This window comes from Mycobacterium sp. SMC-18 (assembly GCF_045310895.1).
In the GTDB taxonomy this organism is placed as follows: Bacteria; Actinomycetota; Actinomycetes; order Mycobacteriales; family Mycobacteriaceae; genus Mycobacterium.
On record NZ_JBJIAL010000004.1, the window covers coordinates 236,974 to 256,870 of the forward strand.

Sequence of the window (19,897 nt, forward strand, 5' to 3'; positions counted from 1 at the left end):
GTGACCTCTCCGGAGCTGGTGAACTTCCTCGGTTCGCGCCCGCCGTTTCAGACGGCGAGTGACACCGAACTGAACGACCTCGTCGCCGCGTCGTCGGTGGAGCAGTACCGCGCCGGCACCGTGATCGCGGACTTCTCCCGGCAGGTCCCCGACGACATCTGGATGGTCCTGACCGGCTCGGTGAACCTTCAGGAGGTGGGCGACGGGCAGGTATTCGACACCATCGAGCCCGGCGAGATCTTCGGCTACGTGCCGATGCTGACCGGCGGTGGTATCGAATTCCTGGCCCGCACAACGGAACCCGCCACCGTCATCCGCCTGCCCGGCGAGCTCGTGCGGGCCCAGTTCGCCAAACCGGCGGGGCTGCGCTTCCTGGCGCTGTCCGCCACGCCGTCGTCGCAGTCGCAGCTGATCACCGCCGGTGATTCACGGCCGGTCGGCGATCTGGTGCACGGCACCGTGCTGATCGTGGAGCCGGGCGTCTCGGTTCGCGACGCCGTCGTGCAGATGAGCGAGCAGCGCGTGTCCTACGCGCTGATCCGGCTGCGCGAGGGCGGCGTCGGCATCTTCACCGACCGCGACCTTCGGTCGCGCGTGGTCGCGGCCGGGTTGCCCGTCGACGTCCCGATCTCCGAGGTGATGAGCGCGCCCGCCCAGACGGTGACCGCCGACCGCACCGCCGAGACGGTGCTGTTGGACATGCTGGAGCGGGGCATGCGCCATATGCCGGTGCTGTCGCCACGCGGTGAGGTGCTGGGCGTGCTGGAGGACGTCGATCTGCTGGCCGCCTCGGCGCGGCAGAGCTTCGTGTTGCGCCGGGCGATCGCGCAGGCGCCCGATGCCGCCGCGCTCCAGCGCCATGGCCGCGACGTGACCCGGATCGCGGTCGAGCTGTTCCGCACCGGGACGAAGGCGTCGGCCGCCAGCAGCATCGCCTCGATCGTGCTGGATGCGTTGGTGCGCAAGGCATTGGAGCTGGCCCTGGCCGAAGCCGGCCCGGGCCCGACGCAGGAGCAGTTCGCCTGGCTCACCCTCGGCAGCATCGCCCGCCGGGAGGCCATGCCGTCCTCCGATGTCGACAGCGCGCTCAGTTGGGCCGACAGCTGCGATGCCGAATGCGCGCAGTTGCGTGCCATCGCGGCCCGCGCGCACGCCATCCTCGATGGCTGCGGCCTGCCTGCCGACAGCAACGGTGCCGTCGCGTCGCACAAGGCGTTCGCGCGGTCGGCCTCCGACTGGGCGCAGGCCGCCGAGGGCTGGCTCGATGATCCCTTGCGCGGCAAGGGCTTGATCCTGTCCTCCCTGCTGATCGACGGTCGCGTGGTGTGGGGGAACCGGGCGCTGCACACCGTGCCCACGGTGTTCCACCGCATGCGTGACGAACATCCGAACGCCCTGCGCCTGCAGCTGCTGGATGCGCTGTCGGGCAAGGTGCGCACGTGGTCGCTGCGCGATGTGCTGTCGCGGCGCGGCGGCACGTTCGATCTGAAGACGCATGCGGTGACGCCGATCGTCAACCTGGCCCGGTGGGGCGGCCTGACCGCCGACATGACGTCGGCTTCGACGCCGGCGCGGCTCGCGGCAGCGGTGGGCACCGGAGCGCTGACCGAGCGCGATTCCCGGACGCTCACAGAGGTTTTCGTCATGCTGCAACGGATGCGGTTGGCGCATCAGGTCGAGCTGATCGCCGACGGTCGCACCCCGAACGACGTGGTCACCGTCGGCGACCTCTCGCCGCTCAACCGGAGCCTGCTCGGTGACGGGCTGCGTGAGATCGCCGCCGTCCAGCGGCGGGCCCGGCAGTCGGGCACGCACCCGGGCTTGCGCTGAGTTCGCCTGTCCTACTGGGCCAGTCGGGACATCAGGCGGGTGGACAGCTGGTCGTACCACCGCATCGCCCACCGTGCATCGCCGAGCGCGGTGTGGCGGAGTCCGGCGCCGGGCGGCCGGACTCCGCACTGCCGGGACAGCTGTGTCGAGTCCCGTTCCGGGGTGCGCCCGTAGTCGAGGACGTACCGGGCGGCCAGCGAGAGGACGTCGACGAGCTTGGGGCTCCAGCCCGGCGTCAGCTGATGACGCGCCAACATGGCGCACAGACACTGCGTATCGAAGCTGGGCACCACACCGACGATGGTGGCGTCCATGGTCCACTCGCGAACGATTTCCGCGGCTTCCTGTTCACGGTGCACCGACGGGAGGTCGATGGGTCCGTAGACCACCTGCGGATGGCGACTGGCGAAGCGGCTGATCCGCAGGCCCGCGGGCTCGGCCGCGTCGAGATCGAGGTCGGCCAGGTCGATGTACATCACGATGCGCGACTCACCGGCATCGTCGCGCCGCAGCATGGCGATTTCCCAGGGTTGCCGCTCGGCGTGCAGGCCGGTGGTCTCCGTATCGAGGAAGACCAGCGGTTGCATCGTTGCAGGCTAGTGCCGACAGCCGTCCACGAAGGTCGTTTTGGCGGGTGGCCACAGGATATTTTCAGCTTCGATGGAACCGAACGGCCGCGCCGCGCGTCATAGCAAGGCATGGGAGAACGTGACGTCGCTCGGATAGACCTCTCGGCAGTGCGGGATGCCGCGCAGCGGTGCGAATCGGTCGCCGACATGCTCGGCACCGCGGTCGCGCCGTTGTTGCGGTGGTACTTCGACGGGTTCTGCGGCGGGCGTGATCATGCCTCGCGCGCGGCCGCCTTACGCGCCGCGCTGGACCAGTCGGCCGGACAGCTTCGGGCATGGGCGTCGGCGTCGGCGGAAGCCGCAGCGGCACTACGGGTTTCGTCGGCGCGCTACGAGGACGCGGATACCGACCTCGCCGGCCGGTTGGTCTGATGATGGCGGCTGCGTTCGATGTGGCCGGGCGGCTCTCCGAAGGCGACGGTGCGGTCACGGTCCTCGACGAGTACGTGGCGGCATGCCGGGTGTTGGGCGTGCCGTCCCCAGGGCCGTTGGCGGAGTTGTATTACGCCGAGAGTGGGCTGAACCTCGACGCGCTGGCCGCGGACGCCCGCTCGCTTGACGCTGCGGTGGTGGTCGCGCAGGATGCAGTGCGGTTGCAGGGCAACGGATATCGGGAGCTGACGGCACAGTGGTCAGGTGCCGGTGGCGACGCCGCCGGCGGGTTTCTGCGCACCCTGACGGTGGCGGCCGAGGATGTGGGCGCGCATCTGCAGCGGAGCGCGCAGGCACTGACGACGCTGCGGGATGCGTTGTGGCGCGCCGTCGACGCCAAGGTCGACGCGGTGTTGCGGGCCGACGCGCAGACTGCCGGGCACCGGGACCAGTGGAGCGCGGCGGCCCGCGCGGTCCTCGCCGGGGCCGGCGACCTGTCGGCCGCCAGCGAGATCGTCGATCAGCAGGTCAAGCCCTTCGTCCTTCGGGCGGTGTCGGGGGACCTGCTGCCCGCGCTGCAGGAGGCCTCCGATGCCGTTGCGGCGGCGTACGATTCGGCCATCGCCGCGGTTACCCCGGCAGGGGTTTCGTTCGCGGTGCCCGTCGTGCTGACGCCCGATTGGACGCCTCAGGCTTCGCCCGCGCCGGCGTGGCCGGCCGCGCCGGCATATCAGGCCGCGGCGGCTGCGCCCTTCGCGACGTTGGGCACAGCGGCGGGGTGGACGCCGCCGGCGCCGTCCGCATCTGCGGCTCCGCCGGTGCCGGCCGAACCTGTTGCCGCGCCGTCGACCCCGCCCGTTTCTGCCGAATCCGCTCCGGCACCGTCGACCCCTGCGCCCGGAGGCCCCGAACCGGCGCTCGGCACTGCCGCGGCAACCCCGCCGACGGCCGGCTCGTCCGGAGATCTCGGATTCGGTTCGGGTATCGGCGGTTTGGGCCGGCAGCTGACCGATGCCATCGGGGGAGCGCTCGGTTCCATGGCGGGTCTGGCGCCCGGCGCATCGGGACTGGGCGGGCTCGACAACATCAGGGACGGCCTGGGAGACGACCTCGGGCTCGGCGCCGATGGCACCGATACCGACCACGAGCCGGACGACGCGGCGGATGGCGATGCCGATGACGAGCCGGACGACAGCGACGCAGAGGAGGCCGACGAGGAGGACGCTGCCAAGAGCGATGCCGCCGGCGAGGAGGACACCTCGGGGGAGACCGCTGAGTCCGATGACGCCGAGCCCGGCCCCGTCGACGCCCCGGTGCTACCGCCTCAGCAGCCGGTACCCGGCCAACCTGTAGCCGACCCGGCGCCCACCACGCCGCCGGTGGAACCGGTTGCGGAGCAACCCGATCCGACCACCAAGACGCCATGCGAGATCGCGGCCGACGAACTACCGAATGTGGGGGAGTGAAGCCGTCGGGCTGGATGCTGTTTCGCCGGGCCGGCAGGGGGTACGCGGTTGCGGTAGATCACTACCAGCCCAAGGGAGCGCGAATGTTCACTCATCACAAGGATTTGCAATTCGAGGTACGCGTCGATCAACCCGATCCGCGCTTTGCGACGCTGCTGCAGGAGCAGTTCGGCGGCGCGAACGGGGAACTCAAAGCGGCGATGCAGTACTTCACCCAGGCATTCGTGCTGCGCGAAAAGAACCCAAAAATGTACGACCTGTTCATGGACATCGCCACCGAGGAACTGAGCCATCTCGAGATGGTCGGTGCCATGATCACGATGCTGCTGGACGGCTTCAATGACGATCTCAAGCAGGCCAACGAGCGCTGCGACTGGATGGCGACGGTCGCCAGTCCGGATGGCCGCGACCAGGCCATTCACCAGGTCGCGATGAATCCGCTGTACTGCGTGCTGACCGGCGGCGGCCCGGACGTCAGCAATGCGGCCGCGATTCCGTGGTCGGGGTCGTATGTCAACGCGAACGGTGATCCCTCGGTCGACCTGCGCAGCAATCTGGCCGCAGAGTCGAGGGCCAAGATCGTCTACGAATACCTCAAGCAGTTCACCGACGATCCGGGCGTGCAGGACACGCTCACGTTCCTGATGACGCGCGAAGTCACCCATTTCCAGCAGTTCACCGCCGCCCTGAACGAGCTGCCGGTCAACTTCCCGCCGGGCACCCTGGCCGGCGACGAGCGTTTCCAGACCCTCGCGTTCAACATGTCCAACGGTCAGGGCGACGTCCGCGGACCATGGAACGAAGGTCAGGGTCCGTGGCCAGAAGGTATGTCGTGGAACTACGTGAAGTCGCCCACGAAAGACTGGCTGGGCACGTCCCTGCAGAAGAACACCGGGGCCAAGAACAATCCCAGTGGAGAACCCGCGGTGCACTGCGACAAGCCGTTCACCCACGAACAGCACACCGCCACAACCTGATCCAGCGGTCCGCGGCCACCGGCGACGAACGCCGGTGGCCGCGGACGTAAGACAATCACGAGGTAGGTGGGTCGGGCGGATTCTGTCGGTCTCGTCCACTCACCGCGTCCCGAACGTGGTCGACCACGGCGGCCGCCACACCCACCGTTTTCTGTACCGCGGAACTCGACGGGGTATCTGGATGCGGCCGGGTTGCCGCCATCTTCTTGGCTGCTTCGAGTTCGTGGCCCAGCTTTTCCAAGCGTTCGTCGCTCACCGCGGCGGACAGCCTCGGCCACACGACGTCTTGCTCGTAGGCGATGTGCTCGCGGCCGGCCTTGATGAATTCGTCAAGTGCCGCATGATATTCCGCCTCGCCGGGCGCGCCGTCCGCCAATTGCTGCAGCAGCTTCTTTCCGGCCTCTTCCTGAGAGATCGCGTGATCGGCGAGTTCGTCACCGTCATCGAGCGCGTCCCGGACCGCCGGCCAGAACAACTGCTCTTCGATTGCCTCGTGCTGTGATTCGGCGATCACCAAGTTCTCGACCATCGTCGCCAGGCCGCTCTGCTGAGCGCCGGTCCCGCGGGGAGCTCCGTCGAGCACTTCGAACATGCCCAGCACGCTCTCGTGTTCACGTCGCAGAAATGCCAAGGCGTCCATACGGTTTCTCCTCTTCGGTCCGGATCTGGGTCATGCGCTGTCGGGGTGCCGCCCTTTGCGGCTGCGTCGATACGCCTGCATCCGTAGGTTCGACAGCCAGTGCGGCGCCAGCTGCACGCCGGGTGCGGTATGCAGCACCGGGTCGAAGTCGGTGTCGGCTATTTCATCGTGCGGCACAACGTCTTTGATCGTCAGCCTGGCCAACGGGCGAAACGATGCGAAGCCCGGGGCCTGGTCGATGGCGACGGTCATCGGCCCGTCGTGCAGGGCGCTGCGGATGCTGTCCAGCGACACTCCGGCGCCGTCGACATGGCTCAGGATCTGCGCGCGCAGCCACCAGTTGGTGCCCTGGTACCGCAGTGGCATGACACTGGACATCGGCTGGCCCGGCCATCGAACGACCGGCCGGACGCCGAAGCGGCTGAGCCGTCCGCGGCCCGCCGACGCCAACAGCACGTCCCACGGCGGTGCCGCCGATGCCGTCGCCGAGTCACCCGCCGGCAGCCGAAACGCCAGCCCGATCACGTCGGGCAGCGCTCCCGGTGTGCCGATTCCCTTCGAAAGCCGCACCAGCACATCGGAGGCGGACTCGATCGGTAGGCCTACGTCGCGCGCCGCCACCCGCTCGATCGAACCCCGTGCCAGTACGCCACCCGGGTGGAACACCCGGCGGTGTCGGGCAGCGGCGACCCACTGAAACGGGGCGGTGACGGTCTCCAACACGCTGACGCAGTTACCCCGGACGTCAGCGTCAAAACGTCAGCACTCGGTTTGGTGCCGATGGTGCAGCCGCGTGCACACGCTCCTAGCCCTTCAACAGGGCGGCAACCTTGTCCTCCAGCGCCGGGTTCTCGGCGTCGGGATCGGCGGCGACGGTCTTCGGCAGCACCACGTCGGCGTCGGCGAAATCCTTGTAGGTCTTGTCGCCGGTCAGCTGGAACAGCAGGTAGCCAGTCAGCAGCGCGCGCACCGTCTTCTGGGTGCGGCGATCCGCGCCGGGCATCCCGACCAGTTTGGACAGCCGGAAGCCCTCGGCCAGACCGCCCGGGACGGCCTTGGCGACGGTCCGCACCGTCGCCGTCCGCCACGCGGCGGCCAGCTCGGTGGCGTTGGACTGGATGGTCAGGTCGGCGCCCGGTGCGTTGAGGATCAGGCCGGGAACCCGCAGACCGGCCGCGGGCTCGTCAGCGTCGGGCTTGCTGGCGGTCGGGAACACCGCCGCCACCGCCTTCAGTGGGTTGGCCGACGAGCCCAGGCCGGCGGCGGTGAAGACCGCGGCCGAGGCCCCGAAACCGTGCCCGACCAGGCCCAACTTGGTCGGGTGCACGCTGATCTTGCCGGGGCCCAGCCGGACTCCGGTGATGATGTCGAGGGTGGTGCCCAGGTCGTAAGCCAGGTTCAGCACCGACGGCGCGATGCCGGTCTCGGTGTTGGGTGCGGCCGCGACGATGCCCCACGACGCCAGATGCTCGAGCGTGCCGTTGTAACGTCCGACACCCTGCAACCAGTCGTGGCCGAATGCCACGCCGGGCAGATTCAGCCCCGACTCGGGGGTGTAGACGGTGCCCGGCAGGCCGGCAAAACCCAGGTCACCACGCAGAACGCGGTGCGGGCCGCGGCGCGTCAGAGCGCCGAAGAGCTTCTTCGTCTTGGCCACGCGATGACGTTAGCGCAGTGGCCCTGGTTTGCGCGTCACGCATGCACGGTCCGGCACCCGGGCGGCTGCACTACCCTGGATAACCATGTGTGGAATCGTCGGCTATGTCGGGCAACGGCCGGCCCGCGACATCGTGGTCGACGCGCTGCGACGGATGGAATACCGCGGCTACGACTCGTCCGGTGTCGCCCTGGCCGATGGCCACGGGGGTCTGACCATCCGGCGGCGCGCCGGCCGACTGGCCAATCTGGAAGAGGCGCTGGCCGAGACCGATGCCGCCGAGCTCGAGGGCACCACCGGCATGGGGCACACCCGCTGGGCGACCCACGGGCGTCCCACCGACCGCAATGCGCATCCGCACAGCGATGCCAGCGGCAAGCTCGCGGTGGTCCACAACGGCATCATCGAGAACTTCGCCGGGCTGCGCGCCGAGCTGGAGGCCGCCGGCGTCGAGTTCCAGAGCGACACAGACTCCGAGGTCGCCGTCCACCTGGTGGCACAGGCCTACCGGAACGGCCCGACGGCCGGTGACTTCGTCGCGTCGGTGCTGGCGGTGCTGCGCCGGCTGGAGGGTCACTTCACGCTGGTGTTCAGCAACGCCGACGATCCCGGCACCATCATCGCGGCCCGCCGGTCCACCCCGCTGGTGGTCGGCGTCGGCGACGGTGAGATGTTCGTCGGCTCCGATGTCGCGGCCTTCATCGAGTACACGCGCGACGCCGTCGAACTCGGACAGGACCAGGCCGTGGTGATCACCGCGGACGGCTACCAGGTGCTGGACTTCGACGGCAACGACGCGTCGGACCGCGCGCGCCCGTTCCACATCGACTGGGACCTGTCGGCTGCCGAAAAGGGCGGCTACGACTACTTCATGTACAAGGAGATCGCCGAGCAGCCCGCGGCCGTCTCCGACACGCTGCTCGGTCACTTCGTCGACGGCAAGATCGTGCTCGACGAGCAGCGGTTGTCCGACCAGGAGCTGCGCGACGTCGACAAGGTCTTCATCGTCGCCTGCGGTACCGCGTACCACTCCGGCCTGCTCGCCAAGTACGCCATCGAGCACTGGACGCGGCTGCCGGTCGAGGTCGAGTTGGCCAGCGAGTTCCGCTACCGCGACCCGGTCCTGGACCGCAGCACGCTGGTGATCGCCATCTCGCAGTCCGGCGAGACCGCCGACACCCTGGAGGCCGTCCGGCACGCCAAGGGCCAGAAGGCCAAGGTGCTGGCCATCTGCAACACCAACGGCTCGCAGATTCCGCGCGAGGCCGACGCCGTGCTCTACACCCGGGCAGGGCCGGAGATCGGCGTCGCCGCGACCAAGACGTTCCTGGCCCAGGTGGCCGCCAACTACCTGGTGGGCCTGGCGCTGGCGCAGGCGCGCGGCACCAAGTACCCGGACGAGGTCGCCCGCGAGTACCGCGAGCTGGAGGCCATGCCGGCGTTGGTCGAGCAGGTGCTCGAGCGGCTGGACCCGATCGCCGATCTGGGCCGGCAGTTCGCGAAGTCGCCGACGGTGCTGTTCCTGGGGCGGCATGTTGGCTACCCGGTGGCGCTCGAGGGTGCGCTCAAGCTCAAGGAGCTGGCGTACATGCACGCCGAGGGCTTTGCCGCCGGCGAGCTCAAGCACGGTCCCATCGCGCTGATCGACGACGATCTGCCGGTGATCGTGGTGATGCCGTCGCCCAAGGGCTCCTCGATGCTGCACGCCAAGCTGCTGAGCAACATCCGGGAGATTCAGGCCCGTGGCGCGGTCACCATCGTCATCGCCGAGGAAGGCGACGAGACGGTGCGGCCGTACGCGGACTACATCTTCGAGTTGCCGACGACCTCGACGTTGTTCCAGCCCCTGCTGTCGACCATCCCGCTGCAGGTGTTCGCCGCGTCGGTGGCCCGTGAGCGTGGATACGACGTGGACAAGCCGCGGAACCTGGCGAAGTCGGTCACTGTCGAATAGCTTCGCGTTGGCTCGTTCGCTGGCATCAACCATGCCTGTGCTCTAGCATGGGAAAACGCAGGTCAACCATATCCGCACATTCTGCTGAAATATTAGCTGTGGAAATGGTTGGATGCGGGTTGAGGGTCAGTCGAAGGTGTCCATTGTGAGGGCCGTGGATTGTTGCTGGATGCTGCTGCGCGTCACGCCACGGTCCGGATGGTCCGCGAATGGTGGCATACGCCGACCGATTACGAGGCGCAGGTCGAGTACTTCGCCAAGCGGTCGCTGACCGGGCTGATCCAGTTCCTCGTCGGGCTCGGCGTCGGCATGGTCGGCCTCATCGTCATGATCGCCCAGTGGTCCGGCGATGAACCCGCGGGCGCGGTCGTGCGGGCCGTGTCCATCGTCTTCATCACGGCGATGTACGTGTGGAGCTGGGTGTGGTGGCTGCGGCCGTGGCCGTCGTACCGGGTGTCGCACGCGTTCCTCATCAACGTCGACATCGGCGTCACCGTGGTCACCCTGCTCAACCAGAAGGTGCTGTCCGGCATGTTCGGGCTGAGTGCGCTGCTGCTGGTGTCGTTCTACATCATCTTCTTCGACGGCCCCAAAGCGCTTGCCGTACATAGTTGTTGGGCGGTGTCGTCGATCGCAGCGATGTCCGTCGAGATCGCGATCATCGGCGGCGGCGATCCAGTCCTGGCGTTCGTGAAGCTGCTGTCCGGCGGGGCGCTCGCGGTGGCGCCGATCGCCGCCCACTTCGGTATCTGGGCCCTGCGCAACGAGGCCAACGAGGCCTCGAACGACCCACTGACCGGATTGCTGAACCGCCGCGGTCTCAATCTCCACATCGACGACCTGCTGCGCGGCCACCGCAAGCGCGCGGCCGACGTCGTGGTGATCGTGATCGACCTCGACCGGTTCAAGATCGTCAACGACCGGTTCGGCCACAGCGTCGGCGACGAGGTGCTGGTCCGCTGCGCCCGGCGACTGGAGTCCTCCGTGCACGGCGGCGCGCTGGTAGCGCGTGTCGGGGGCGAGGAGTTCGTCGTCGTCGACGTCCTGCAGCCGGGGGACTGGGTGGCCGTGGCCGACCGGATCCGGGTCGCGTTGTGCGGCCGCGACGACCACGCGCCGATCACGGCGAGTATCGGGATCACCGCCGCGGCGATCACGCACTTCGCCGAATCCGGGTGTGACCACGCGGAACTGCTCGGCGATCTGGTCGCCCGTGCCGACGAGGCGATGTTCGTGGCCAAGCGCGGCGGCGGCAATGCCGTCAGCTACCTGCCGCCGATGCCTGACGCGGTGCGGACATCGCGGTGAACTGTTCGTGATCCTCCGGGTGCGGGCCTGCTGCTTTCCTCCTGCCGTTGAAAAGCAGCAGGCCCGTGATTGCCGTTGTCACTGTTGAGTTGTCAAGGTACGCAACGCTTTGCGTGTTATGCGGCTGTGTCGAGGCGCATGGTGCGGCGGTTGTATGCGGGGATGGGTTTTCGGTGTGGGTCGACGGTCGCGGGTGGGATGAGCCAGGGGTGTTTGTCCAGGCCCATGACCACATCCCAGCCGTCGTGGTGGACGTTGGCGTGGCAGGCCGGGCACAGCAGGCAGCCGTTGGCTAGTGATGTCTCACCGTGGTGGGTCCAGTGGATGATGTGGTGGGCGTGGGTGCGTCCGGGTGGGGCGCCGCATTTGATGCAGCACTGATCCCGCAAATACAGCGCTTTGCGCAGGTGCGCCGGGAACAAACGTTTCTCGCGCCCCATATCGAGGGGTACGTGTTCGCCGTCGACGATGATCGTGGTGACGGTGGTGTCGCAGCAGATTCGTTCCAGGGTCATGGTGCTGATCGATCCGATGAATTCCAACGCCGCCAGGTCTGGGGCTTCGGCGGGCACCGTCACCAGTAGCTGGGTGCGCGGCGCGGAAGCGGTGTCGCCGCCGCGGGCGGCAATGTCCAGCACCGCTTCCAGCGCATCGGCCCGCCGCCTGCCCGCCGTGCGGGTGTCGGGGCTGCCGTCGGGTTCGGGCCGCGGCGCTGATCCTTGTTCGATCGCCGCGATGTATTTGGCCCCGACTTCGGCGTCCAGGTCCGCCCGGATCTGGACCCGCCCGTCGCTGGTGACGCGGTGGTCGGCGGTATTGATCGACCGGTCCTCGGCAGCCGGCAGGCCACCTTCCGCTGCGGCATGGCGGTTGCCCAGCCGGCGGGCGCGTTTGTCGATGTCGGCGGGGGTGGCCCCGGAGAAGAACTGTCCCAGCAGATCGGTCACCTGCTGGTACCGGGCTTCCTCGTCGACCTCACCGGGTGCGCGGGCGCGGATGTGGTTGATGCCTTTGACGATCGCATCCACATGCTCCCCGGAGATCGCCCCATCGGCGGCATGGGCCGCGAGCGTGGGCAACGCCGGCAAGGCTCCCGATACCCGGACCAGCCGCTGCGCCACCGACGGCGCACACCCCAACGCCATCAACAACTCCCGTGGCGTCCGGCCCTGCGCCGCCGCGGCACCACAGCGGTCCAGCACCCCGGTCAGCATCGCCGCCAGATGATCGGCCACATTGCGCAGTTTCATCACGCACGCCAGCGCCGCCACCGCGTCGTCCCTGGACACGTCGTCGGGGACGTCCACGTCACGCAGGCGCTCGAGAAGAGCGTTGAGATCCGGTGTGATTCCCATGCCCAATTGTATCGAACATACGTTCGAACAACAAGGAGTTTTTCGGCCTACATCAGGAGATCGGTGACGGTTCGGCTGTTCGTGGTGAAGGCAGTTGGGCCCTCAAGCTCGAGCCTTGCAACTGCCTAGCGCATCGCGCGAACCGCCCGGAAAGGTTGGGCGCCAACTCGGCCGGGTAGCGCATGTGCTCAGCCGGGCACGCCCGCGAACCGATGCAGCGATACACGTCGACACCCCGACCCGGCGGCCCGTCGGCCCTGCGGGATCGACTCGATCGCAACGCTTACGCGCGCACCACCGAAGGCCCTAGCGCTTCATAACGGGCCGCCTCGGCGGCCGGCAGTTCCGTACCGGTGACGATCGCTTCGAAGTCGGACACGTCGGCGAACCGGCAGAAACTGGTCTCGCCGAATTTGGAGTCGGCGGCCACCAGGATCCGCCGCATCGCGACCGACACCGCGGTCTGTTTGACCGCGGCCACGGCGGGGTCCGGGGTGGTCAGCCCATGCTCGGGCGTGATGCCGTTGGTGCCGAGGTACGCGACGTCGATGACGAGGCTGCGCAAGCGCTCGACGGCCCAGTTGTCCACCGTGGCCAGGGTTCTTCCGCGCATGCGTCCGCCGAGCAGTAACACCGTCACGGTCTCGCTGTGGGCCAGCGCTTCGGCGGCCAGCAACGACGACGTCACCACCGTCAGCTGCTGATCCGCCAGTTGTTCGGCGATCAGTCGCGGAGTGAAACCCTCATCCAGATAAACGGTTTCGGCTCCATGCAGCAGATCCGCGGCTGCGGCCGCGATCCGGTGCTTCTGGGCCAGGTCGACCTGACTGCGGTACTCGACCGTCGATTCGAATGCCGCCGTCTCCAGCGGGATGGCTCCGCCGTGGACCCGCTTGAGCATGCGCCGCCCGGCCAGCACCTTCAGGTCGCGGCGGATGGTCTCCGACGCCACGTTCAGTTCTTCGGCAAGCGCCAGCACCTCGACCCGCCCACGGGTACGGGCGAACTCGACGATCTGGCGCTGACGGCTGTCTGAATCCACGGATGACATTCTGGCGCCCGTCGTCTACCGCGCTTCGCTCAGCACCGCCCGGACCTCCTCGGGCGTGCTGGCGCGACGCAGCCGCTCCACCTCGTCCTTGTTCAGGAACACCTGGGCGATCCGGGTGAGAAGCGCCATGTGGTCCTTGCCGGCGCCGGCGATGCCCACCACGAACTCGGCGGGCTTGCCGTTCCAGTCGATGGGTTCGGGATAGCGGACGAACGAGATCCCGGAATGCCGGATCGCACTCTTGGCATCGTTGGTGCCGTGCGGGATCGCCAGGCCGTTGCCCATGTACGTCGACACGGATTTCTCCCGCTCGTGCATGGCGTCGACATACGAGACGTCGACGGCTTGCGCGGAGACCAGCAGGTTGCCGGCCTCGGTGATGGCGGCCTCGGCGGTGGTGGCCGAGCCGGCCAGCACGATCGAGTCGAGCGACAGCACATCGTCGGAACCGGCCGTGGGTTCGGTTGGCGCCGTGGCGGATTCGCCTGAGGACCCAGGTGCGCCGTTGGTACGTCCCAGTAGTTCCAGGATTTCGTCGTAGCGCGGCGAGTTCATGAAGTCGTCGACCGAGACATGGATCGCCGACGGGGTCTTCTGTCGGGCGCGCTCAGTGAGATCACGGTGGGTGACGGCCAGCCCGTAGGTGTCGGTCAGGTTGGAGATGGCCTGGTTGACGACCGTCACGCCGGTGAAGCCGGCGTCGCGAATCTTCTTGCGCAGCACCGAGGCTCCCATCGCGGACGAACCCATGCCGGCGTCGCAGGCGAACACGATGTTGGTGATGGGAGCTGATGCAGAGCTGCCGACCAGTGCCGAGGCCACGCTGGATCGCTTGCCCTTCATTGCCTCCATTTCGGCGGTGGCGGCGGCCAGATCGGGCTCGTCGGTGGCGCGGTCGGTCTTGAGCAGCACGGAGGCAACCGCGAACGAGACGGCGGCCGCCCCCAGCACCGACAGCGTGACGCCGAGGTAGCTGCCGGACGCGGTCTGGGCGTAGACGGCGATGATCGAACCGGGTGCGGCGGGCGCGCGCAGGCCGGAGCCGAACAGCACGTTGATGAAGACGCCCGTCATTCCGCCCAGGATGGTGGCGGCGATCAGCTTCGGCTTCATCAGCACGTACGGGAAGTAGATCTCGTGGATGCCGCCCAGGAACTGGATGATGGCGGCGCCCGGTGCGGATGCCTTGGCGGCGCCGCGGCCGAACACCATGAACGCCAACAGGATTCCCAGGCCGGGGCCCGGATTGGCTTCCAATAGGAACAGTACGGATTTGCCGGTGGCGAGCGCCTGTGTGGTGCCCAGGGGAGTGAGCACGCCATGGTTGATGGCGTTGTTGAGGAAGAGCACCTTGGCGGGCTCGATGAAGATCGAGGTCAGCGGCAGCAGGTCGTGGCCGACCAGGAAGTCGACGCCGTGGCCGGCGCCGCGGGTGAACGCCGATACCACCGGACCGACACCGAAGAACCCGATGACGGCCAGCACCAGGCCGGCGATGCCGGCCGAGAAATTGTTCACCAGCATCTCGAAGCCGGGCCGGATCTTGCCGTCCCACAACGCATCCAGCTTCTTGATGACCCAGCCGCCCAAGGGCCCCATGATCATTGCGCCCATGAACATCGGAACGTCGGATCCGGCAACCACGCCCATGGTGGTGATGGCACCGACGACGGCTCCGCGGGTTCCGTACACCATTCGCCCGCCGGTGGAGCCGATGAGGATCGGCAGCAGGTAGGTGATCATCGGCCCGACGATGCCGCCCTTTTCATAGGCGCCCCAGCCGCCGATGTGGGCCACCCAGCCGTCCGGGTTCTGCAGCGAGTGAAAGAGGCCGGGTAGCCAGCCGGTCTTGATGAAGAGTGCGGTGATCAGGCCCCAGGCGATGAAGGCGCCGATGTTCGGCATGACCATGTTCGACAGTGCGGTGCCGAGCTGCTGCACCCGCACGCGCAGACTGGCGCGCTGCGGTGTTTCCGTCGTTGCGTTCACTGTGCTGGACCTCCACCTTGACCGGCCGCGAAGGTGATGCCCGTCACATCACCGTGTGGTTATGAGTAAAGCCCACAAATGGGCATGATGGCAAGCAAATGGGCAAAAATGGGCAGAGAAAAGTTTGGATTTATGCCCGAATTGCCGTTATAGTGGGCGCAGAGTGAACCACGACACACTTGCCGGCCAGGCCGGAGAACCGGAAGGAACGCCATGAAAGCGCTGCGCTACTACGCACCCGAGGACGTCCGGCTCGAAGATGTGCCCGAGCCGGTATGCGGACCCGACGAGATCAAGATCCGGGTACGCAACTGTTCGACCTGCGGCACGGACGTCAAGATCCTGCACAACGGGCACCAGAACCTGACCCCGCCGCGGACCATCGGGCACGAGATCGCCGGCGACATCGTCGAGGTGGGCACCAACGTGAACGCCACCTACGGCACCGAGTGGGCCGAAGGCGACCGGGTTCAGGTGATCGCCGCGGTCCCGTGCGGCGAGTGCCACGAGTGCCGCAAGGGCTGGATGGCCGTCTGCCAGAACCAGACCTCGATGGGCTACCAGTACGACGGCGGGTTCGCCGAGTACATGATCGTGCCGCGCCAGGTACTCAAAGTCGATGGGCTGAACCGGATTCCGGACAACGTCGGCTACGACGAGGCGTCGGCCGCGGAACCCTTCGCGTGCGCCATCAATGCCCAGGATCTGCTCGGCATCGAGCCGGGGGACACCGTCGTGGTGTTCGGTGCCGGTCCCATCGGGTGCATGCACATCCGCATCGCCCGTGGTGTGCACGACTGCGGGCCGGTGTACCTCGTGGACGTCAACGACGCCCGCCTGGCGATGTCCGCCGATGCCGTGCACCCCGATGCGGTGATCAATGCGGCGGAGGTCGACGTCGTCGAGAAGGTCATGGAACTGACCGGAGGCCGCGGCGCCGACGTGGTGATCACCGCGACCGCCGCCAATATCACGCAGGAGCAGGCCATCGCGATGGCCGCGCGCAACGGCCGCATCTCGTTCTTCGGCGGCCTGCCCAAGACGAATCCGACGATCACTTGCGATTCCAACGTGGTGCACTACCGCCAGCTGCACATCCACGGCGCCAACGGATCTGCGCCCGAGCACAACAAGCGGGCGCTGCACTACATCTCAACCGGCCAGGTTCCGGTGAAGGACTTGATCACCCGGCACATCGCCCTCGACGAGGTGCTCGATGCGTTCTCGATCGTCCAGAACGGCGAGGCCATCAAGGTGACGGTGGAGCCCAGCGCGGTTCTCGTCTGAGTCTCAGCCGCCGACGGCAGCGATATAGCCGCCGATCGCCAGCACGCACAGAACGGCACACAACCCCAGCGTGCCGACGGCAAATGGCCAGGCGCGCAGGCGCTTCACCAGCCGGATGACGGTGACGACCGTGCCGGCCAATGCCACCACCATGGCCGCGATGAATCCCGCTGCCATGGCGTTGATCCCGGCGTCGATGTGACACGTCGCCGGCGGACAGTAGTCGGTGAACGCCAGCGCGAACACCGCGAAGAATGCCGCCACGCCGCCGCCGACGTAGGTGAGCACCAGCGCGCTGATCGACGCGGCGAGGTCGCCGCTCGAGAGCGGGGGCTTGGCCGGTGGCGGCGCCGGATAGCCGTAGGTCATGGCGGGATGTTATCCGCGCCGAACGTGAGCGTGTGTGCGAAAAATCGGCAGAAGTTCGCACACACGCTCACGCTCGACGCCCGAATTTGACGCACATGCCAACCCCTGCGGGGCGGATGTGCGTAACCTTCGGAGCTATGCGGCACTACTACACCGCCGAGCAGATCCGCGCGGCCGAGGCGCCGCTGTTGGCTTCCCTACCCGATGGCGTGTTGATGCGCCGCGCGGCCTACGGGCTGGCGACGGCGATTGCCACAGAACTCAAAACCCGCACCGGCGGCGTGAGCGGGCGCAGCGTCTGTGCGGTGGTGGGCTCGGGGGACAACGGCGGCGACGCGCTGTGGGCGGCGACCTTCCTGCGCCGCCGCGGTGCGGCCGCAACAGCGGTGCTCCTGAACCCGGACCGCGCCCACCCGAAGGCGCTCACAGCATTTCGGAAAGCCGGCGGCAGAGTAGTTGAAAGCATTCCGCCGTCAACCGATTTGGTGATCGACGGCGTCGTCGGGATCGGCGCCAGCGGGCCGCTCCGGCCCAATGCCGCGGCGGTCTTCGACGCCAACACCGCGCCCGTTGTCGCCGTCGACCTCCCCAGCGGCATCGACGTCCAGGCCGGCGCCGCCGACGGCCCCCATGTGCACGCCGCGCTGACCGTCACCTTCGGCGGACTCAAACCCGTACACGGACTGGCCGACTGCGGACGCGTCGAACTCATCGACATCGGACTCGACCTGCCCGAACCGGCGTTCCTCGGATTCGACGCGCACGACGTCCGCGCCCGCTGGCCGGTGCCGCACCCGTCGGACGACAAGTACAGCCAGGGCGTCAAGGGCGTGCTCGCCGGGTCGGCGACCTATCCGGGTGCGGCGATCCTGAGCACCGGCGCCGCCGTCGCCGCGACCTCCGGCATGGTCCGTTACGCCGGCTCTGCGCACGCTGAAGTGGTCTCGCACTGGCCGGAAGTCGTTGCGGCGTCGGATGCGACGGCTGCGGGGCGCGTCCAGGCGTGGGTGGTCGGCCCGGGACTCGGCACCGACACCGCCGGCGACGAGGCGCTGCGCTTCGCGTTGGCCACCGACCTGCCGGTGATCGTCGATGCCGACGCCCTGACCCTGCTGGCCGCCGATCTCGACCTGGTCGCCGACCGCTCGGCACCCACGGTGCTGACCCCACATGCCGGTGAATTCGCCCGGCTCGCAGGACATCCGCCGGGTTCTGACCGGGTGGCCGCGACGCTTGAACTGGCCGACCGTCTGGGTGCCACCGTCCTGCTGAAGGGCAACGTCACGGTCGTCGCCGACGCGAACGGCCCGACGTATCTCAACCCCGCCGGTCAATCCTGGGCCGCCACAGCCGGATCCGGTGACGTCCTGTCCGGCATCATCGGTGCTCTGCTGGCGTCAGGCATCGCACCGGGTGAGGCAGCGGCGATGGCCGCGTTCGTCCACGCTCGTGCCGCCGATCTTGCCGCACATGATCCCGGCCCGCGTCCTGCGCCCACGTCGGCGCACCGCATCTTGGCCCATGTCCGGGCCGCCATCGCATCGCTCTAACCACAAGGGGGAATCAGTATGTCGCGCAAGCATGTTCATGGACCGACCATGAGTCCGGCGTACACGGGGCGGTTGTCCACCGCGCCCATCCCGTCGCTGCGGCTGCCCGACGATCCGCTGGACCCGCAGGCCGCGTACCGCTTCATCCACGACGAGCTCATGCTCGACGGTAGCTCCCGGCTCAACCTCGCGACGTTCGTCACCACGTGGATGGACCCCGAGGCCGAGAAGCTCATGGCCGAGACGTTCGACAAGAACATGATCGACAAGGACGAGTACCCGGCGACCGCGGCCATCGAGTCCCGCTGCGTGTCCATGGTGGCCGACCTGTTCCACGCCGAGAACTTGCGCGACGACGATCCGGCGTCAGCGTGTGGCGTGTCGACCATCGGATCGAGCGAGGCCGTGATGCTGGCCGGTCTGGCCCTCAAATGGCGATGGCGGCAGAAGGTCGGCGACTGGAAGGGACGCACGCCCAACCTCGTCATGGGTTCCAACGTCCAGGTGGTGTGGGAGAAGTTCTGCCGCTACTTCGACGTCGAGCCGCGGTACCTGCCGATGGCCGAGGACCGCTACGTCATCACCCCCGAACAGGTGCTCGACAACGTCGACGAGGACACCATCGGCGTGGTGGGCATCCTCGGCACCACCTTCACCGGTGAGCTGGAACCCATCGCCGAGATCTGCGCGGCGCTGGATCAGCTCGCGCACGACAAGGGTCTGGACATCCCCGTCCACGTCGACGCCGCCAGCGGCGGCTTCGTGGTGCCGTTCCTGCACCCCGACCTGGAGTGGGACTTCCGGCTGCCGCGGGTGGTGTCCATCAACGTCAGCGGCCACAAGTACGGGCTCACGTACCCCGGCATCGGCTTCGTGGTCTGGCGTAGCGGGGAGCACCTGCCCGAGGACCTGGTGTTCCGGGTCAACTACCTGGGCGGCGACATGCCGACCTTCACGCTGAACTTCTCCCGGCCCGGCAACCAGGTGGTCGGCCAGTACTACAACTTCTTGCGCCTCGGCCGGGCCGGCTACACCCAGATCATGCACTGCCTGTCGGACACCGCCCGCTGGATCGGTGACGAGCTGCGCAAGAGCGAGCACTTCGAGGTCATCACCGATGGTTCGGCCATCCCGGTGATCGCGTGCCGGCTCAGCGGCAAGCGGCCCTACACCGAGTTCGACGTATCGCACGCGCTGCGCGCCTACGGCTGGCAGGTGCCGGCCTACACCATGCCCGAAGGCGCGACGGACATCGCGGTGCTGCGTGTGGTGGTGCGGGAGGGATTCTCGGCCGACCTGGCCCGCGCCCTGCGGGACGACCTGATCACGGTGCTGAACAGCCTGGACGAGCTCAAGCCGAAGGGGCAGTTCGACGACGTGCAGCCGTTCGCTCACTAGGGGACGACCCTGAGCTTGTGTTCCAGATCTCCGGAAAATGTGGTGCACAAGCTCAGGCTCGACGC

At 67.9% G+C, this 19,897-nt stretch carries 17 protein-coding genes; 9 read left to right on the top strand and 8 right to left on the bottom strand.

All coding sequences use genetic code 11. From position 1 onward, the window contains the following. A complete protein-coding gene (locus ACJH6J_RS05635) occupies positions 1 to 1,830 on the top strand; it encodes a DUF294 nucleotidyltransferase-like domain-containing protein (RefSeq protein ID WP_318986467.1) in 1,830 nt (609 codons plus the stop codon). An 11-nt stretch (positions 1,831 to 1,841) separates the two neighbouring features. Here the strand turns inward: ACJH6J_RS05635 and ACJH6J_RS05640 are convergent, their stop codons facing one another. Further along, positions 1,842 to 2,417 (bottom strand): exonuclease domain-containing protein, encoded by a 576-nt coding sequence (locus tag ACJH6J_RS05640; RefSeq protein WP_318986468.1) that lies wholly within the window; start codon positions 2,415 to 2,417, stop codon positions 1,842 to 1,844. A 111-nt stretch (positions 2,418 to 2,528) separates the two neighbouring features. Between ACJH6J_RS05640 and ACJH6J_RS05645 the strand changes: the two genes are divergently transcribed. From ACJH6J_RS05645 to ACJH6J_RS05655, 3 genes are all read left to right on the top strand, one after another. Continuing rightward, positions 2,529 to 2,831 (top strand): type VII secretion target, encoded by a 303-nt coding sequence (locus ACJH6J_RS05645; RefSeq protein WP_318986469.1) that lies wholly within the window; start codon positions 2,529 to 2,531, stop codon positions 2,829 to 2,831. Beyond that, positions 2,831 to 4,297, top strand: a complete 1,467-nt coding sequence (locus ACJH6J_RS05650; protein WP_406803645.1) for a hypothetical protein — start codon at positions 2,831 to 2,833, stop codon at positions 4,295 to 4,297. The genes ACJH6J_RS05645 and ACJH6J_RS05650 overlap by 1 nt, the downstream gene beginning before the upstream one ends. Positions 4,298 to 4,380: 83 nt before the next feature. Next, on the top strand, positions 4,381 to 5,274 hold the full coding sequence (locus ACJH6J_RS05655) for a manganese catalase family protein (RefSeq protein WP_212806860.1): 894 nt from the start codon (positions 4,381 to 4,383) through the stop codon (positions 5,272 to 5,274). Positions 5,275 to 5,329: 55 nt separating this feature from the next. On the opposite strand, the gene ACJH6J_RS05660 is transcribed toward ACJH6J_RS05655, so the two are convergent. The 3 genes from ACJH6J_RS05660 to ACJH6J_RS05670 all read right to left on the bottom strand — a co-directional run bounded on the left by ACJH6J_RS05660 (position 5,330) and on the right by ACJH6J_RS05670 (position 7,571). Next, positions 5,330 to 5,914, bottom strand: coding sequence for a hemerythrin domain-containing protein (locus tag ACJH6J_RS05660; protein WP_064859825.1), 585 nt, complete (start codon positions 5,912 to 5,914; stop codon positions 5,330 to 5,332). A gap of 30 nt (positions 5,915 to 5,944) precedes the next feature. Continuing rightward, positions 5,945 to 6,637 (bottom strand): phosphodiesterase, encoded by a 693-nt coding sequence (locus tag ACJH6J_RS05665; protein WP_318986471.1) that lies wholly within the window; start codon positions 6,635 to 6,637, stop codon positions 5,945 to 5,947. A gap of 82 nt (positions 6,638 to 6,719) precedes the next feature. Beyond that, positions 6,720 to 7,571 (bottom strand): hypothetical protein, encoded by an 852-nt coding sequence (locus ACJH6J_RS05670; protein WP_318986472.1) that lies wholly within the window; start codon positions 7,569 to 7,571, stop codon positions 6,720 to 6,722. 85 nt (positions 7,572 to 7,656) lie between these two features. On the opposite strand from ACJH6J_RS05670, the gene glmS reads away from it, so the two are divergent. Both glmS and ACJH6J_RS05680 read left to right on the top strand, forming a co-directional pair. Then, positions 7,657 to 9,525, top strand: a complete 1,869-nt coding sequence (glmS, locus tag ACJH6J_RS05675; protein WP_212806857.1) for a glutamine--fructose-6-phosphate transaminase (isomerizing) — start codon at positions 7,657 to 7,659, stop codon at positions 9,523 to 9,525. Between the two features lie 162 nt (positions 9,526 to 9,687). Next, complete coding sequence (locus ACJH6J_RS05680; protein ID WP_406803646.1) at positions 9,688 to 10,833, top strand: GGDEF domain-containing protein; 1,146 nt, start codon at positions 9,688 to 9,690, stop codon at positions 10,831 to 10,833. Positions 10,834 to 10,949: 116 nt separating this feature from the next. Here the strand turns inward: ACJH6J_RS05680 and ACJH6J_RS05685 are convergent, their stop codons facing one another. The 3 genes from ACJH6J_RS05685 to ACJH6J_RS05695 all read right to left on the bottom strand — a co-directional run bounded on the left by ACJH6J_RS05685 (position 10,950) and on the right by ACJH6J_RS05695 (position 15,228). Beyond that, on the bottom strand, positions 10,950 to 12,188 hold the full coding sequence (locus tag ACJH6J_RS05685) for a DUF222 domain-containing protein (RefSeq protein ID WP_406803647.1): 1,239 nt from the start codon (positions 12,186 to 12,188) through the stop codon (positions 10,950 to 10,952). Positions 12,189 to 12,471: 283 nt separating this feature from the next. After that, positions 12,472 to 13,230: a DeoR/GlpR family DNA-binding transcription regulator gene (locus ACJH6J_RS05690; RefSeq protein WP_346416358.1), complete on the bottom strand. Its 759-nt coding sequence runs from the start codon at positions 13,228 to 13,230 to the stop codon at positions 12,472 to 12,474. A 24-nt stretch (positions 13,231 to 13,254) separates the two neighbouring features. Beyond that, positions 13,255 to 15,228 carry a PTS mannitol transporter subunit IICBA gene (locus ACJH6J_RS05695; protein ID WP_406803648.1) on the bottom strand — a complete coding sequence of 658 codons (1,974 nt, stop codon included), beginning with the start codon at positions 15,226 to 15,228 and terminating at the stop codon, positions 13,255 to 13,257. A gap of 213 nt (positions 15,229 to 15,441) precedes the next feature. Here ACJH6J_RS05695 and ACJH6J_RS05700 point away from each other — a divergent pair, with 213 nt between their 5' ends. Then, positions 15,442 to 16,515, top strand: a complete 1,074-nt coding sequence (locus ACJH6J_RS05700) for a zinc-dependent dehydrogenase (protein ID WP_406803649.1) — start codon at positions 15,442 to 15,444, stop codon at positions 16,513 to 16,515. Between the two features lie 3 nt (positions 16,516 to 16,518). On the opposite strand, the gene ACJH6J_RS05705 is transcribed toward ACJH6J_RS05700, so the two are convergent. Further along, positions 16,519 to 16,884, bottom strand: coding sequence for a hypothetical protein (locus ACJH6J_RS05705; protein ID WP_406803650.1), 366 nt, complete (start codon positions 16,882 to 16,884; stop codon positions 16,519 to 16,521). 137 nt (positions 16,885 to 17,021) lie between these two features. Between ACJH6J_RS05705 and ACJH6J_RS05710 the strand changes: the two genes are divergently transcribed. After that, positions 17,022 to 18,434 (top strand): NAD(P)H-hydrate dehydratase, encoded by a 1,413-nt coding sequence (locus ACJH6J_RS05710; protein ID WP_406803651.1) that lies wholly within the window; start codon positions 17,022 to 17,024, stop codon positions 18,432 to 18,434. Between the two features lie 18 nt (positions 18,435 to 18,452). Beyond that, positions 18,453 to 19,832 carry a glutamate decarboxylase gene (locus tag ACJH6J_RS05715; protein WP_073697568.1) on the top strand — a complete coding sequence of 460 codons (1,380 nt, stop codon included), beginning with the start codon at positions 18,453 to 18,455 and terminating at the stop codon, positions 19,830 to 19,832. The last annotated feature ends 65 nt before the right edge of the window (positions 19,833 to 19,897 follow it).